The sequence below is a fragment of the Trinickia sp. Z7 genome, from assembly GCF_056498045.1.
The window spans coordinates 395,740-410,433 of sequence record NZ_JAUEQW010000003.1; the positions used below are offsets into that span (position 1 = coordinate 395,740).

Annotated in this window: 13 protein-coding genes; 12 read left to right on the top strand and 1 reads right to left on the bottom strand. The window is 63.9% G+C overall.

The annotated features are described in order from the left end of the window. Positions 1-3: 3 nt before the first annotated feature. From QQS38_RS08315 to QQS38_RS08365, 11 genes are all read left to right on the top strand, one after another. Entirely contained in the window at positions 4-657 is a 654-nt protein-coding gene (locus QQS38_RS08315) for a methyltransferase domain-containing protein (protein ID WP_479644888.1), read from the top strand. A 164-nt stretch (positions 658-821) separates the two neighbouring features. Further along, positions 822-1,145, top strand: a complete 324-nt coding sequence (locus QQS38_RS08320) for an FmdB family zinc ribbon protein (RefSeq protein ID WP_479644889.1) — start codon at positions 822-824, stop codon at positions 1,143-1,145. A 147-nt stretch (positions 1,146-1,292) separates the two neighbouring features. Next, on the top strand, positions 1,293-1,940 hold the full coding sequence (locus QQS38_RS08325; protein WP_479644890.1) for a DUF502 domain-containing protein: 648 nt from the start codon (positions 1,293-1,295) through the stop codon (positions 1,938-1,940). 70 nt (positions 1,941-2,010) lie between these two features. Continuing rightward, the gene (gene aspS, locus QQS38_RS08330) at positions 2,011-3,813 is read left to right on the top strand and encodes an aspartate--tRNA ligase (protein ID WP_479644891.1); all 1,803 of its coding nucleotides are present in this window, start codon (positions 2,011-2,013) and stop codon (positions 3,811-3,813) included. A gap of 296 nt (positions 3,814-4,109) precedes the next feature. After that, positions 4,110-4,619, top strand: coding sequence for a dihydroneopterin triphosphate diphosphatase (gene nudB, locus QQS38_RS08335; RefSeq protein ID WP_479644999.1), 510 nt, complete (start codon positions 4,110-4,112; stop codon positions 4,617-4,619). Further along, positions 4,616-5,890: a phospholipase D-like domain-containing protein gene (locus QQS38_RS08340; RefSeq protein WP_479644892.1), complete on the top strand. Its 1,275-nt coding sequence runs from the start codon at positions 4,616-4,618 to the stop codon at positions 5,888-5,890. The genes nudB and QQS38_RS08340 overlap by 4 nt, the downstream gene beginning before the upstream one ends. 146 nt (positions 5,891-6,036) lie before the next feature. Then, positions 6,037-6,639: a TetR/AcrR family transcriptional regulator gene (locus QQS38_RS08345; protein ID WP_479644893.1), complete on the top strand. Its 603-nt coding sequence runs from the start codon at positions 6,037-6,039 to the stop codon at positions 6,637-6,639. 73 nt (positions 6,640-6,712) lie between these two features. Beyond that, on the top strand, positions 6,713-8,500 hold the full coding sequence (locus tag QQS38_RS08350) for an acyl-CoA dehydrogenase C-terminal domain-containing protein (RefSeq protein ID WP_479644894.1): 1,788 nt from the start codon (positions 6,713-6,715) through the stop codon (positions 8,498-8,500). Positions 8,501-8,645: 145 nt separating this feature from the next. Continuing rightward, on the top strand, positions 8,646-11,084 hold the full coding sequence (locus QQS38_RS08355) for a 3-hydroxyacyl-CoA dehydrogenase/enoyl-CoA hydratase family protein (protein WP_479644895.1): 2,439 nt from the start codon (positions 8,646-8,648) through the stop codon (positions 11,082-11,084). Between the two features lie 17 nt (positions 11,085-11,101). Further along, positions 11,102-12,301 carry an acetyl-CoA C-acyltransferase gene (locus QQS38_RS08360; RefSeq protein ID WP_479644896.1) on the top strand — a complete coding sequence of 400 codons (1,200 nt, stop codon included), beginning with the start codon at positions 11,102-11,104 and terminating at the stop codon, positions 12,299-12,301. Between the two features lie 87 nt (positions 12,302-12,388). Then, positions 12,389-13,156, top strand: coding sequence for an enoyl-CoA hydratase (locus tag QQS38_RS08365; protein WP_479644897.1), 768 nt, complete (start codon positions 12,389-12,391; stop codon positions 13,154-13,156). A 50-nt stretch (positions 13,157-13,206) separates the two neighbouring features. On the opposite strand, the gene fdhD is transcribed toward QQS38_RS08365, so the two are convergent. Further along, positions 13,207-14,037, bottom strand: a complete 831-nt coding sequence (gene fdhD / locus QQS38_RS08370) for a formate dehydrogenase accessory sulfurtransferase FdhD (RefSeq protein WP_479644898.1) — start codon at positions 14,035-14,037, stop codon at positions 13,207-13,209. A gap of 98 nt (positions 14,038-14,135) precedes the next feature. Here fdhD and QQS38_RS08375 point away from each other — a divergent pair, with 98 nt between their 5' ends. Beyond that, the gene (locus QQS38_RS08375) at positions 14,136-14,612 is read left to right on the top strand and encodes a nitrate reductase associated protein (protein WP_479644899.1); all 477 of its coding nucleotides are present in this window, start codon (positions 14,136-14,138) and stop codon (positions 14,610-14,612) included. The last annotated feature ends 82 nt before the right edge of the window (positions 14,613-14,694 follow it).

The following is a 14,694-nucleotide window of genomic DNA, read 5'->3' on the forward strand; positions in this document are numbered from 1 at the left end:
GCCATGGCCAAATCCCCCGCGCCCGATCCGCGCGCCGCCGCTCATCCGAGCGCCGCCGGCGAGGCGCCGGTCTTCTCGACGCGGGATCCGAACACTGCCGCGTTTTGGGACGAACGATTTCGCGAGGGCTTCACGCCGTGGGACCAGGCCGGCGTGCCCCCGGCATTCGCCGCCTTCGTTGCGCGAAACGCGCCGCGGGCCGTGTTGATCCCAGGGTGCGGCAGCGCGCATGAAGCCGCTGCATTGGCGCAAGCCGGTTGGACCGTGCGCGCGATCGATTTTTCAGCGGATGCCGTGGCCCTGGCGCGCAAGCAGCTTGGGCCCGACGCCGGGCTCGTCGAGCAAGCCGATTTTTTCACCTATCGCCCGCCGTTCGCTCCGGAGTGGATTTACGAGCGCGCGTTCCTATGCGCGTTGCCGCCCAAGCGCCGCGCCGACTACGCCGCCCGGATGGCGGACCTGCTCGGGCCTGGCGCCGTGCTGGCCGGCTTCTTCTTTTTCGACGAATCGCCGAAAGGGCCGCCATTCGGCATATCGCGTTCGGACCTCGCGGCATTGCTGGGCGAGTCGTTCGAACTCGTCGAGGACGAAGCGGTCAGCGGTTCGATCCCGGTCTTCGCAGGGCGAGAGCGCTGGATGACCTGGCGCAGGCGTTAATTGCGCGGCGCACGTGGGGCTTGATTTTTCCCCGCACCGTCCCCATCTCGCAAACCGCACGGGGCTTCGCCTCGCTCAGCCGGGGTGCGGCCAATTGCGGCTATAATTCAACGCTTTGCAAGCGCTCAACCGTTTTATTGTCGGAAATAGTCGGGAACAGAATCATGCCGATCTACGCCTACCGTTGCGAATCGTGCGGCTTCGAGAAGGATGTGCTCCAAAAGATGAGCGACGCGCCGCTGACGCAGTGTCCGCATTGCGAGAAGGATTCCTTCCGCAAACAGGTTACGGCCGCCGGTTTCCAGCTCAAGGGTTCCGGTTGGTATGTCACCGATTTCCGCGGCGGCTCGAACGGCTCGAAAGCGGCCACGCCCAGCGCGGGAGCGGCCAACGCCGAGGCCAAGCCGGAAGCGAAGGCCGAAACGAAGTCGGACAGCACGGCCGCGCAACCGGCCGCCAGCAGCGCGTCGGCCGCGACCGACGCGTAAGCGCCGCCTCGCTGGCACGCGCCGCCGCCCGCAACTGCGCGCCGGTCGCTGCACGCGTCGGGGCGCCTGGGCGCGCATCGGCTCCCGATGTGCGCCGGCGCGAGGACGCGCGCCGATTACTTTACAAGCGGTTCCCTGGCGGTAGACATGAAGAAGACGACGCTGAAATCCGTGTTTTTGACCGGCTTGCTGGTTCTCGTGCCCTTGGCGATCACGCTTTGGGTGCTGGGGCTCATCATCGGCACGATGGACCAGACGCTATTGTTGTTGCCCGCGTCGTGGCAGCCCGAGAAGTTGTTCGGCTTTCACTTGCCGGGTGTCGGCGCCTTGCTCACCCTCGCGTTCATCTTCATCGTCGGCTTGTTCACGCAGAACTTCGTCGGCCAGAAGCTCGTCACGTGGTGGGATGCGATCGTGCGGCACATTCCGATCGTCGGCCCGCTGTATACGAGCGTGAAGCAGGTGTCGGACACGCTGCTCTCTAGCAGCGGCAATGCGTTTCGCAAAGCGCTCCTGATCGAATACCCGCGGCGCGGCTCATATACCATCGCGTTCCTCACGGGCGTGCCGGGCGGCGATGTCGTCAATCACCTGCAAGCCGAGCATGTCAGCGTGTATGTGCCGACGACGCCGAACCCGACGTCGGGCTTTTTCCTGATGGTGCCCAAAGCGGAAGTCGTCGAACTCGATATGACCGTCGACGCCGCGCTCAAGTACATCGTCTCGATGGGCGTCGTCGCCCCGCAAGGTCCGGCGAGCGCGCCGGTCCGCCGTCCGGTCGAGCCGCCCCTTTAGACCCTAGGCGCCGCGCCGCGGCGAAGTTCGCCGCGCGTTGCCCCCTCATGCCAAACGAAAGACGAATACCATGTCGATGAGATCTGAATACTGCGGTCTGGTGACCGAACACCTGCTGGGCCAAACCGTTTCGCTATGCGGCTGGGTGCATCGCCGGCGCGACCATGGCGGCGTCATCTTCATCGACTTGCGCGATCGCGAAGGCCTGGTCCAAGTCGTCTGCGACCCCGACCGCGCCGACATGTTCAAGGCGGCCGAAGGCGTGCGCAACGAGTTTTGCGTACGCGTGGTGGGCGTCGTGCGCAACCGTCCGGAAGGCACGACCAATGCCGGCTTGAAGAGCGGCAAGATCGAAGTGCTTTGCCATGAATTGACGGTGCTCAACGCATCGATCACGCCGCCGTTCCAGCTCGACGACGACAATCTCTCGGAAACCACGCGCCTCACGCATCGCGTGCTGGACCTGCGCCGCCCGCAAATGCAGAACAACCTGCGTTTGCGCTATCGCGTCGCGATGGAAGTGCGCAAATATCTCGACGCCCAAGGCTTCATCGACATCGAAACGCCGATGCTCACGAAGAGCACGCCCGAAGGCGCTCGCGATTATCTCGTTCCCTCGCGGGTGAATGCCGGGCAATTTTTCGCGTTGCCGCAATCGCCTCAGTTGTTCAAGCAGCTCTTGATGGTCGCGAACTTCGATCGTTACTACCAGATCGTGAAGTGCTTCCGCGACGAAGATCTGCGCGCCGATCGCCAGCCCGAATTCACGCAAATCGACTGCGAAACCTCGTTCCTCAGCGAGCAGGAAATTCGCGATCTGTTCGAGCAGATGATTCGCCACGTCTTTAGCGAGACGATCGGTGTCACGCTCGACGCGCCGTTCCCGGTCATGCAGTACTCCGAAGCGATGGCGCGCTTCGGCTCGGACAAGCCCGACCTGCGCGTGCAACTCGAGTTCACCGAGCTCACCGACGCGATGAAGGACGTCGAGTTCAAGGTGTTCAGCGCGCCGGCGAACACGAAGGACGGCCGTGTGGCGGCGCTGCGAGTGCCGAAGGGCGGTGAGCTCACGCGCGGCGATATCGATGGTTACACCGAATTCGTGCGCATCTACGGTGCGAAGGGCTTGGCGTGGATCAAGGTCAACGAGGTGGCGAAGGGTCGCGACGGCCTGCAAAGCCCGATCGTGAAGAACTTGCATGACGCGGCTATCGCGGCCATCCTCGAGCGCACGGGCGCGCAAGACGGCGACATTATTTTCTTCGCGGCCGATCGTGCGAAGGTGGTCAACGACAGTCTCGGTGCGTTGCGCCTGAAGATCGGTCATTCCGAATTCGGCAAGGCGAATGCGCTCGTGCAAGCCGGCTGGAAGCCGCTTTGGGTCGTCGATTTCCCGATGTTCGAGTACGACGAGGAGGAGGCGCGCTACGTGGCGGCCCACCATCCGTTCACGAGCCCCAAGGACGAACACCTGGAATTCCTCGAATCGGATCCGGGTCGCTGCCTCGCGAAGGCGTACGACATGGTGCTGAACGGTTGGGAGATCGGAGGCGGTTCGGTGCGGATTCACCGCGAGGAGGTCCAAAGCAAGGTCTTCCGCGCACTGAACATCAGCGCCGAGGAAGCGCGGGCGAAGTTCGGCTTCCTGCTCGATGCGCTTCAGTACGGCGCGCCGCCGCATGGCGGCATCGCGTTCGGTCTCGATCGCATCGTCACGATGATGGCCGGCGCCGATTCGATTCGCGACGTCATCGCCTTCCCGAAGACGCAGCGCGCACAGTGTCTGCTCACCCAGGCGCCGAGCGCGGTCGACGAGCGTCAATTGCGCGAATTGCATATCCGCCTGCGTCAGCCGGAGCAGCCGAAGGCCTGACGACCGCCTGCCCGCTGCGATCGATGAAGGCGCATGCCTACCGGTCGCGGCCCGTAAGGCGGGTTTTCGAAATGAGCACCCCGTATATCGGATAGCCTCCGATCGACGGGGTGTTTTTTCGTTTTCGGGTAGGGGAGCGGCCGCGTCTACGGCACTTGCTTACCGGTCTGAGGTCTGCATTTCTCTGCCGATTGCGCGTACGGCGGGCCGCCTCGGCGCGTCGCCCGCGCCGCTCGTATCGCGTCCATCTCTCGCACGCGCTATGCTGACGGGCAAACATGCACGCAATCGACACCATGCTCAAGCCGCCGAAAATTCCGGAGTCCGTCCTCGTCGTCATCTACACGCCCGAGCTCGACGTGCTGATCATCGAGCGCGCCGACCGGCCCGGTTTCTGGCAATCGGTTACGGGCTCGAAAGATCGTATCGATGAACCGCTCGAAGAAACGGCGGCACGAGAGGTGGCGGAAGAAACGGGCATCGTCGTCGGAAGTGCCCTCGTGAGCGCCGACGCGCTCGTCGATTGGGGCGAGCAGATCGAATACGAAATCTATCCGGTCTGGCGTCATCGTTACGCCGAAGGCGTCACGCGAAACGTCGAACACTGGTTCGGGCTCGAAGTCCCGCACCGGCTGGAAGTCACGCTCGCACCGCGAGAGCATACGGCGCACCTATGGCTACCGTACGAGCAAGCCGCGGCACGCTGTTTCTCGTCGTCCAACCGCGACGCCATCTTGCAACTGCCGCGGCGCCTGCGCGCGAGCGCCTCGCTCGCGGGCGCTGCGCAGCGGCCAGAGGGCGCATGAGCCAACGGGGTGCGCGTCGCCTCGCGCGCATCGGACGGGCGCTCGTATCACGACGCCGCGGCTCGCGGCTGCGTTTCACCGCCGGCAATGCGGTGCGGCTCTTCAGCAGCGGCGCCGACTACTTCGACGCGTTGATTGCGCACGTCGATTCGGCTCGCGCGAGCATCTCGCTCGAAACGTACATCTTTCGCGATGACGAGGCCGGACGCCCCGTTTCCGACGCACTCGTGCGCGCGGCGCTGCGCGGCGTACGGGTGCGCGTGATCACCGACGGCTTGGGGACCGGCCGGCTCGCATTGTTCGACGAGTGGATCGCGGCCGGCGTGGAACATCGCATCTACAACCCCGGTTGGCTCAGCCTGTTCGGCCGATTCGGCCTGTCGCGCACGCATCGCAAGCTCGCGCTCGTCGACGAGCGCGTGGCCTTCTGCGGCGGCATCAACGTGGTGGACGACTTCGCGGCCGCGGGCGGGCGCCTCGAGCACCCGCGCTGGGACTTCGCCGTCGAATTGACGGGACCCGTGGTCGCGCACGTGAGCGCGGCGTTGGACGCGCAGTGGCGGCGCTTGACGCTCGGGCATCGCCCTTACGCGGAATCGATGTCGCGCGCGCTCGTGCCGTTGACGAAAGCGATCTCGCGCGAGCGCGATGCTGGGGCCGCATCGACGGTCGCCGCGGCCCAGCGCGCGCTGAAAGCGCCGAGCGTGGCGTTCGTCGCGCGCGATAACTTCGTGAATCGCCGCGCAATCGAAAAGGCGTATCTCGTCGCCATTGGCCGCGCCCGGCACGAAGTTCTCCTGGCGAACCCCTATTTCATGCCGGGACGCAAGCTGCGCCGTGCGCTCGTGCGCGCGGCGCGGCGCGGAGTGGCAGTGCGTTTGCTCGTCGGCCGCAAGGAATTCGCGGCGCTCGACTGGGCCGTGCCTCATCTTTACCGCGTCTTTCTGAAAGCAGGCGTGCAAATTGGCGAGTACGAAAAAACGATGTTGCACGGCAAGGTGGCCGTCGTCGACTCGAACTGGGCGACGGTGGGATCGTCGAACCTCGACGCGCTGAGTCTCGTGCTCAACAATGAAGCGAACGTCGTGCTGATCGAGCATCCCGAAATCGAGCAGTTGCGCGAAGCGATGCTGACCGCGTTCGACGAGGCGCGCCCGATCGATGCGGCCTGCTACGCCGCCCGGAGGTTGCCGCAGCGGCTGACCAATTGGTTCGCCTATGCGCTGTATCGGGCGGTGATGAAGCTGATCACCGTCGGCGGATACGACTAGACCGATCCGTCCCCACGCTGGGCGCCGGCCCGTCGGGTTAGATTCCGGTTTCTAATAAAGTCCTTGTTTCAAGGACGGTCGCGCTCAATAATAGTACGGCCGTTCTATTTTTCGTTGCACAGCTATAAGAACGGTATAGAGACGTTATGCGAAAAGGTGAACAAACGCGAGCTGCAATTCTAGATGCAGCGCTCGACTTAGCGAGCCGTGACGGGCTCGAAGGCTTGACCATCGGCTTGCTCGCCGAGCGCATGCAAATGAGCAAGAGCGGCGTCTTCGCGCATTTCGGCTCGCGCGAGGATTTGCAGGTCGAGGTCGTTCGGGAATACCACCGCCGTTTCGAGGAGGAGGTGTTTTTCCCGAGCCTGCGCGAGCCGCGCGGCTTGCCGCGCTTGCGCGCGATGCTCGGCCGTTGGATGGAGCGGCGCATTCAGGAAGTCATGACCGGGTGCATTTACATCAGCGGCGCGGTCGAATACGACGACCGTGGCGACAACCCGGTTCGCGAGCAGCTCGTGCTGAGCGTCTCGACCTGGCGGGCGGCGTTGCTGCGGGCCATTTCGCAAGCCGTCGAAGAGGGGCATTTGCGTTCGGACACCGATCCGAACCTGATGTTGTTCGAACTGTATAGCTTCACGCTCGGCCTGCATCACGACGCGCGCTTTCTGCATCTGCCCGATGCCGAGCGCCTCACGCGGGCCGCGCTGGAAAAAACGATTGTTTCGTATCAGAGCGAGAGCCACCGGTAGTGGCGAGGTCATGTTCGGCGCATCGACCTGACAGGCCGCTCGGTCTCATCGTTGGAAACCTTTGGAGGAAGTCATGGGTCAGTACGCCGCGCCGCTGCGCGACATGCAATTCGTGCTGCACGAACTGCTGAACGTCGAAGACGAAGTGAAGGGCATGCCCAAGCATGCCGATCTGGATGTCGACACGATCAACCAGGTGCTCGAAGAAGCGGGCAAGTTTTGTGCGCAGGTGCTGTTCCCGCTCAATCAAAGCGGCGATCAGGAAGGTTGCACGTACGCGGGCGACGGCGTGGTGACGACGCCCAAGGGTTTCAAAGAGGCTTACCGTCAATACGTCGAAGCGGGATGGCCCGCGCTCGGCTGCGACCCTCAATACGGCGGCCAGGGGCTCCCCGCATTCGTGAACAACGCGCTTTACGAAATGCTGAACTCGGCAAACCAAGCGTGGACGATGTATCCGGGCCTGTCGCACGGCGCCTATGAATGCTTGCATGCTCACGGCACGCCCGAGCAGCAGAAGGTCTATCTGCCCAAGCTCGTGGCGGGTGAATGGACCGGCACCATGTGCTTGACCGAACCGCACTGCGGCACCGATCTGGGCATTTTGCGCACGAAGGCCGAATCGAACGGTGACGGTTCATACCTCATCACCGGCACCAAAATCTTCATCTCGAGCGGCGAACACGACCTGGCCGAAAACATCGTTCACCTCGTGCTCGCTCGTCTGCCCGATGCGCCTCCCGGCACGAAAGGCATTTCGCTGTTCATCGTCCCCAAATTCATTCCGAACGCAGCCGGCGAACCCGGCGAGCGCAACGGCGTGAAGTGCGGCTCGATCGAGCACAAGATGGGCATTCATGCGAACGCCACGTGCGTGATCAACCTCGACAACGCGAAAGGCTGGCTCGTCGGCGAGCCGAACCGTGGCCTGCAGGCGATGTTCGTGATGATGAACGCGGCCCGCCTGGGCGTGGGCATGCAAAGCCTGGGCTTGACGGAAGTGGCCTACCAAAACTCGCTCGCTTATGCGAAAGAGCGTCTGCAGATGCGCTCGCTCACGGGCCCGAAGGCGCCGGACAAACCCGCCGATCCGATCATCGTGCATCCGGACGTGCGCCGCATGCTGCTCACGCAAAAGGCTTACGCCGAGGGCGCCCGCGCGTTCTCGTACTGGTCTGCCGTGCAGATCGACAAGGAGCTCTCGCATGGCGACGAAGCGGTGCGCAAAGAGGCGGCCGATCTCGTGGCGCTGCTCACCCCGATCTTGAAGGCGTTCCTGTCGGACAACGCGTTCGAATGCACCAATCACGCAATGCAGATCTTCGGTGGCCACGGCTTCATCAAGGAATGGGGCATGGAGCAGTACGTGCGCGACGCTCGCATCAACATGATTTACGAAGGCACGAACGCGGTGCAGTCGCTCGACTTGCTCGGCCGCAAGGTCTTGGGCGATATGGGCGCCAAGCTGCGCAAGTTCGGCAAGCTCGTGACGGATTTCGTCGAAGCCGAAGGCGTCAAGCCGGAAATGCAAGAGTTCATCAACCCGCTCGCCGATATCGGCGACAAGGTGCAAAAGCTCACGATGGAAATCGGCATGAAGGCGATGCAGAACCAGGACGAAGTGGGCGCGGCGGCTGTGCCGTACCTGCGTACCGTCGGCCATCTCGTGTTCTCGTACTTCTGGGCGCGCATGGCGCGCATCGCGCTCGATAAAGAAGCGTCGGGCGATCCGTTCTACAAGTCCAAGCTCGCCACGGCGCGTTTCTACTTCGCCAAGCTGTTGCCCGAGACGGCCAAGACCATCCGCGAGGCGCGCGCGGGCTCGAAGACGTTGATGGAAGTCGACCAAGCGCTGTTCTAAGTTCCACGCAATGCAAAGCCGCGAGGGGCGCACGAGGGCGGCGCGCCTCGCACAACCGGGTTTACCGCGGCTCGGCGCCATACGGCGCAGCGTGCGACACGCGCACCGAGCCTGCGAACATGCATGAGTCCGAGGGAGGATAGACGTGAGCAATCTGATCATTCGCAAGGTGGCCGTGCTCGGCGCCGGCGTGATGGGCGCGCAGATCGCGGCGCACCTGATCAACGCCAAGGTGCCGGTGCTGCTGTTCGACCTTCCAGCCAAGGAAGGCCCGAAGAATGCGATCGCATTGAAGGCGATCGAGAACCTGAAGAAGCTGTCGCCCGCGCCGTTCGGCGTCAAGGACGACGCCCGCTATGTCGAGCCGGCGAACTACGAGGACGACGTCGCCAAGCTGGCCGAGTGCGATCTCGTCATCGAAGCGATCGCCGAGCGCATGGACTGGAAGCACGATCTGTACAAGAAGGTCGCGCCGCACCTCGCGCCGCATGCGATCTTCGCGAGCAACACCTCGGGCTTGTCCATCACTAAGCTGTCCGAAGGGTTTTCCGACGAGTTGAAGTCGCGCTTTTGCGGCGTGCATTTCTTCAATCCGCCGCGCTACATGCATCTGGTCGAACTGATTCCGACCTCGCACACGCGGGCGCAAATCCTCGACGATCTCGAATCGTTCCTGACGAGCGTGGTGGGCAAGGGCGTCGTGCGCGCCAAGGACACGCCCAATTTCATCGCCAACCGCGTCGGCGTGTTTTCGATTCTTGCGGTGGTCGCGGAAGCGGCCAAGTTCGGTTTGCGCTTCGACGAAGTGGACGATCTGACCGGCTCGCGCTTGGGCCGCGCGAAGTCGGCCACGTTCCGCACGGCCGATGTCGTCGGCCTCGATACGATGGCGCACGTCATCAAGACGATGCAGGACAATCTGCCCGACGATCCCTTCTTGCCCGTCTACGAGACGCCGGCCGTGCTGGCCGCACTCGTCGCCAAGGGCGCGCTCGGCCAGAAGAGCGGCGCGGGCTTCTACAAGAAAGAAGGCAAGACCATCAAAGTGCTCGACGCGAAGACGGGCGAGTACGTCGAAGGCGGCGCGAAGGCCGACGAGCTGGTCGGGCGCATCTTGAAGCGTCCGCCGGCCGAGCGCCTGAAGTTGCTGCGCGAATCGGAGCACCCGCAAGCGCAGTTCTTGTGGTCGATCTTCCGCGACGTCTTCCATTACATCGCCGTGCATTTGGCCTCGATCGCCGATAACGCGCGCGACGTCGATCTCGCCATCCGCTGGGGCTTCGGCTGGAACGAAGGCCCGTTCGAAGGCTGGCAGGCCGCGGGTTGGAAGCAAGTGGCGCAGTGGGTGCAAGAAGACATCGCGGCCGGCAAGGCGCTCGCCGCAGCGCCGCTGCCTGCGTGGGTATTCGAAAGCGCCGTCGCGCAGCAGGGCGGTGTGCATACGGCCGAAGGCTCGTGGTCGCCGGCGTCGAACAAATTCGAGCCGCGTTCGACGCTGCCCGTCTACGGCAAGCAGGTGTTCCGTGCGCCGCTCGTGGGCGAAACCGGTGTCGATCCGAAAACCCACGGCAAGACGCTGTTCGAGAACGACTCGGTGCGCGCGTGGGTCGATGATCGCGCGGGCGAAGACGACGTCGTGATCGTCTCGTTCAAGACGAAGATGAACACGATCGGCCCGGGCGTGCTCGATGGCCTCGCGCAAGCGATCGAACTCGCGGAGCAATCGTACAAGGGCGTGGTCGTATGGCAGCCGACGTCGCTCAAGCTCGGCACGCCGGGCGGCCCGTTCTCGGCCGGAGCGAATTTGGAAGAGGCGATGCCCGCATTCATGATGGGCGGCGCCAAAGGCATCGAGCCGTTCGTCAAGAAATTCCAGCAAGGCATGCTGCGCGTGAAGTATGCGAACGTGCCCGTCGTCGCGGCGGTCTCCGGCATCGCGCTCGGCGGGGGCTGCGAGCTGATGCTCCATAGCGCCAAGCGCGTCGCTCATATCGAGAGCTACATCGGCCTGGTCGAAGTCGGGGTGGGTCTGGTGCCGGCGGGCGGCGGCCTGAAGGAAGCCGCGCTGCGCGCCGCCGATGCGGCCGCCAGCGCCGGTGCATCGAACGGCGAATTGCTCAAGTTCCTCACGAAGTCGTTCGAGAACGCGGCGATGGCCAAGGTGTCGGGCTCGGCGCTCGAAGCGCGCGCGATGGGCTACTTGAAGCCGTCCGACACGATCGTGTTCAACGTCTTCGAATTGCTCGATACGGCGAAGAAGGAAGCGCGCGCGCTCGCGGCAGCGGGCTACCGTCCGCCGTTGCCGGCCAAGCAGATTCCCGTGGCGGGGCGCTCGGCCATTTCGACCATCAAGGCGCAACTCGTGAACATGCGTGACGGCAACTTCATCAGCGCGCACGACTTCCTGATCGCCTCGCGTATCGCCGAAGCCGTTTGCGGCGGCGACGTCGAAGCGGGCAGTCTCGTCGACGAAGAATGGCTGCTCGCGCTCGAGCGCCGCGCCTTCGTCGATCTGCTCGGCACGCAAAAGACGCAAGAGCGAATCATGGGCATGCTGCAGACCGGCAAGCCGGTGCGCAACTAATTGGGCAGGAGTTGCAAATGAGCAAACAATTGCAAGACGCATACATCGTCGCCGCCAGCCGCACGCCGATCGGCAAGGCGCCGCGCGGCGCGTTCAAGAACACGCGGCCGGACGAGTTGCTCGTCCACGCCATCAAGTCGGCCGTTGCGCAAGTGCCCGGACTCGATACCAAGGTGATCGAGGACGCCATCGTCGGCTGTGCGATTCCGGAAGCCGAGCAAGGGCTCAACGTCGCGCGTATCGGCGCGTTGCTCGCGGGCTTGCCGCAGTCGGTCGGCGGCGTCACGGTCAATCGCTTTTGCGCCTCGGGCGTGACGGCGCTGGCAATGGCGGCCGATCGCATTCGCGTCGGCGAGGCCGATGCGATGATCGCGGGCGGCTGCGAATCGATGAGCATGGTGCCGATGATGGGCAATACGCCGTCGATGTCGCCCCATATCTTCGATACGAACGAGAACTTCGGCATCGCTTACGGCATGGGCCTGACGGCCGAGCGTGTGGCCGAGCGCTGGAAGGTGAGCCGCGAAGATCAAGATCGCTTTTCGCTCGAATCGCACCAGAAAGCGATTGCCGGACAGCGGGCGGGCGAGTTCAAAGACGAGATCGCCCCGTACGCGATCGTCGAGCGCGTGCCCGACTTGGCGACGGGCGAAGTGAAGACGAAGACGCGCGAGATCGCGCTCGACGAAGGTCCGCGTCCCGATACGACGCTCGAAGGGCTGGCGAAGCTGCGTGCGGTGTTCGCGAACAAGGGATCGGTCACGGCGGGCAATAGCTCGCAGACGTCGGACGGCGCCGGTGCGCTCATCGTCGTGTCCGAAAAGATCCTGAAGCAATTCAACCTGACGCCGCTCGCGCGCTTCGTGAGTTTCGCCGTGCGCGGGGTGCCGCCCGAAGTGATGGGCATCGGGCCGAAAGAGGCGATCCCCGCCGCGCTGAAGGCCGCCGGCCTGACGCAGGACGATCTCGATTGGATCGAGCTCAACGAAGCCTTTGCCGCACAGTCTCTGGCGGTGATACGCGAACTCGGCCTCGATCCGGCGAAGGTCAATCCGCTTGGCGGCGCCATTGCGCTCGGCCATCCGCTGGGCGCGACGGGCGCGATCCGCGCTGCGACGGTCGTGCACGGGTTGCGGCGCCGCAACTTGAAGTACGGCATGGTGACGATGTGCGTCGGTACCGGCATGGGCGCTGCGGGCATCATCGAGCGGCTCTGATCGCCCCTGCGACCCGGTCATGACGGTTCGCGCGCTTCGGAGCGTCGATGCTTCGAGGCCGCGAACCGTTTTTTATGGAGAGAGACGATGGATATTGTGATTGAGCGCAGTGCCGACGGCGTGCTGACGATCGCTTTGAATCGGCCGGAAAAGAAGAATGCGATCACGACCGCGATGTACCAGAGCATGGCCGACGCGCTGGCCGATGCGCAAGAAGACGCGGCGGTGCGTGCGATTCTGATTCGCGGCGGCGAGGGCGCGTTCAGTGCGGGCAACGATCTCGAAGACTTCCTGAAATCGCCGCCCGGCAGCGAAGATGCGCCGGTGCTGCAATTTTTGCGGCGCATCAGCGGCACCGAGAAGCCGATCGTCGCGTCCGTTGCCGGCGTGGCAGTGGGCATCGGCACGACCTTGCTGCTTCACTGCGATCTCGTCTACGCGGCCGACTCCGCGACGTTCTCGTTACCGTTCGCGCAGTTGGGGCTATGTCCTGAAGCGGCGTCCAGCCTGCTGCTGCCGCGCATCGCCGGCTACCCGCTCGCCGCCGAAAAGCTGTTGCTCGGTGAAGCGTTCGATGCGCAGGAAGCGCATCGCATGGGCATCGTCAATCGCTTGCTGCCCGCCGGCGAAGTCGATGCGTTCGCCCGCGCGCAAGCGGTCAAGCTCGCTGCATTGCCGGCATCGTCGCTGCGTGTGACGAAGATGCTGATGAAGCGGGCACAGGGGCAGGAGATCTCCGAGCGCATGAAGGAAGAAGTCGTGCACTTCGGCAAGATGCTGCTCGCGCCCGAGGCGCGCGAAGCCATGACGGCATTCTTCCAAAAGCGCAAACCGGATTTTCGGCAGTTCGATTAGACGTGCCGGCTGCCTCGACACGGCTGACGTTTTAAAGACGCGCGCGAGCCCTACGTAGCGTCGTACTCGACATAGCTCGACGCTCTGCAAAAGCTGACGAGCCGAATTCCCGCCTGTCGCGCAAGCGCGATCGCAAGCGACGACGGCGCCGAGATCGTCGCCACCATCGGAATGCCGACGCGCGCCGCCTTGCGCACGAGCTCGTAGCTCGCTCGGCTCGATAGAAAGACGAAGCCGTTCGTCGGATCGAGCCGCTCGCGCATGAGGCGGCCGATCAGCTTGTCGAGCGCATTGTGGCGTCCGACATCCTCGAAAGCGAACGAAATCGCGCCCGCGGCATCGCACCAGGCGGCTGCATGCAAGCCGCCCGTCATGCGCGTGAGGGTTTGGTGCAGCGGCAGTTCGCTTGCCGCGCGCGCAATCGCGCCGGGTGCGAGCCGAGCGAGAAAACCGGTGTCGGGCACACGCTCGGGCGCCAGGTCGAGCAACTCGATGCTTTCGATGCCGCATACCCCGCAGCCGGTGCGGCCGGCCAGCGCCCGGCGACGCGCTTTCAGCGCGGCGAACGCCTGCTGCGCGATCGTCAATTCCACTTGCGCGTACGGCATCGCCACGCCATCCCGATGGAACGTGACCTCGATGTCGCGAATGTCGCTGCCGCGCGCGACGATGCCCTCGGAAACCGCAAAACCGGCGGCGAACGCTTCGAGATCGCGCGGCGTGCACATCATCACGGCGTGCGAGATGCCGTTGAAAACGAGCGCCACGGGCCATTCCTGACCGACGTGGTCGTGCGCCGCCTCGACGCGGCCCTCACTATGCCTGCGCACTTCTTGCTCGATGACGCCGCACTCCTCGGCGCTGTCCAACGGGTCGTTCAAGGTCGTTCCTCGGTCAGTCTCGCTCAGACCTTCTAAAATACCCGAAGAGGGCGCAGCCTGCCCACCTCACCCGGCGCAAGCGCGCAAAGGACACTGCCATGGGATTGCATGAAACGCCGCTGCTGTTCGATTTCGAACTCGTATCGTCGGAGGATCTCACTTACATGCCGATGTCGGTGCGCTTCAACCTCGACCGCTTCGGCCTTCGTATATCGCTCGCGCAATGGCAGCTGTTACCGCATGCCGATCGCACCTTGCTCGCCCGTTTTCCCGTGGACGAAGACGCCGTGATCGAACCGAACTTCGACCATGCCCTGTTCGAGATGATGCGCACCCACGCCAACATCGAGCCCGATTGGTTCACGCCCGAGGCCCAGCCGGCCTGGCGCAACGCCGATGCGATTCCCGACGGTGTCGTGCAGCACAGCCGCCTCGTAGGCGCTGCCGCCCCGAGCGTCGAACGTTGGGGGCGGCTCGATCCATTCAAGCGCTACGTTTTAACGAAACTGACACGGAAAAGCGAACCGAGCCACGATTTCGTGCCGGCCATGCGCGAGTTCGGATTGATGGATTGAGCTTGCGCTGGGCCACCGTCGTCGATTGAAAGAAATTTGTAAGAATGCTCGGCTTTTTTTTGGCGACGACCCTCAACCCGCT

Bases quoted from the DNA above. Each gene is read 5' to 3' on its own strand.
- QQS38_RS08315 (WP_479644888.1), top strand. From the start codon at position 4: ATGGCCAAATCCCCCGCGCCCGATCCGCGCGCCGCCGCTCATCCGAGC.
- QQS38_RS08320 (WP_479644889.1), top strand. From the start codon at position 822: ATGCCGATCTACGCCTACCGTTGCGAATCGTGCGGCTTCGAGAAGGAT.
- QQS38_RS08325 (WP_479644890.1), top strand. From the start codon at position 1,293: ATGAAGAAGACGACGCTGAAATCCGTGTTTTTGACCGGCTTGCTGGTT.
- aspS (WP_479644891.1), top strand. From the start codon at position 2,011: ATGTCGATGAGATCTGAATACTGCGGTCTGGTGACCGAACACCTGCTG.
- nudB (WP_479644999.1), top strand. From the start codon at position 4,110: ATGCTCAAGCCGCCGAAAATTCCGGAGTCCGTCCTCGTCGTCATCTAC.
- QQS38_RS08340 (WP_479644892.1), top strand. From the start codon at position 4,616: ATGAGCCAACGGGGTGCGCGTCGCCTCGCGCGCATCGGACGGGCGCTC.
- QQS38_RS08345 (WP_479644893.1), top strand. From the start codon at position 6,037: ATGCGAAAAGGTGAACAAACGCGAGCTGCAATTCTAGATGCAGCGCTC.
- QQS38_RS08350 (WP_479644894.1), top strand. From the start codon at position 6,713: ATGGGTCAGTACGCCGCGCCGCTGCGCGACATGCAATTCGTGCTGCAC.
- QQS38_RS08360 (WP_479644896.1), top strand. From the start codon at position 11,102: ATGAGCAAACAATTGCAAGACGCATACATCGTCGCCGCCAGCCGCACG.
- QQS38_RS08365 (WP_479644897.1), top strand. From the start codon at position 12,389: ATGGATATTGTGATTGAGCGCAGTGCCGACGGCGTGCTGACGATCGCT.
- QQS38_RS08375 (WP_479644899.1), top strand. From the start codon at position 14,136: ATGGGATTGCATGAAACGCCGCTGCTGTTCGATTTCGAACTCGTATCG.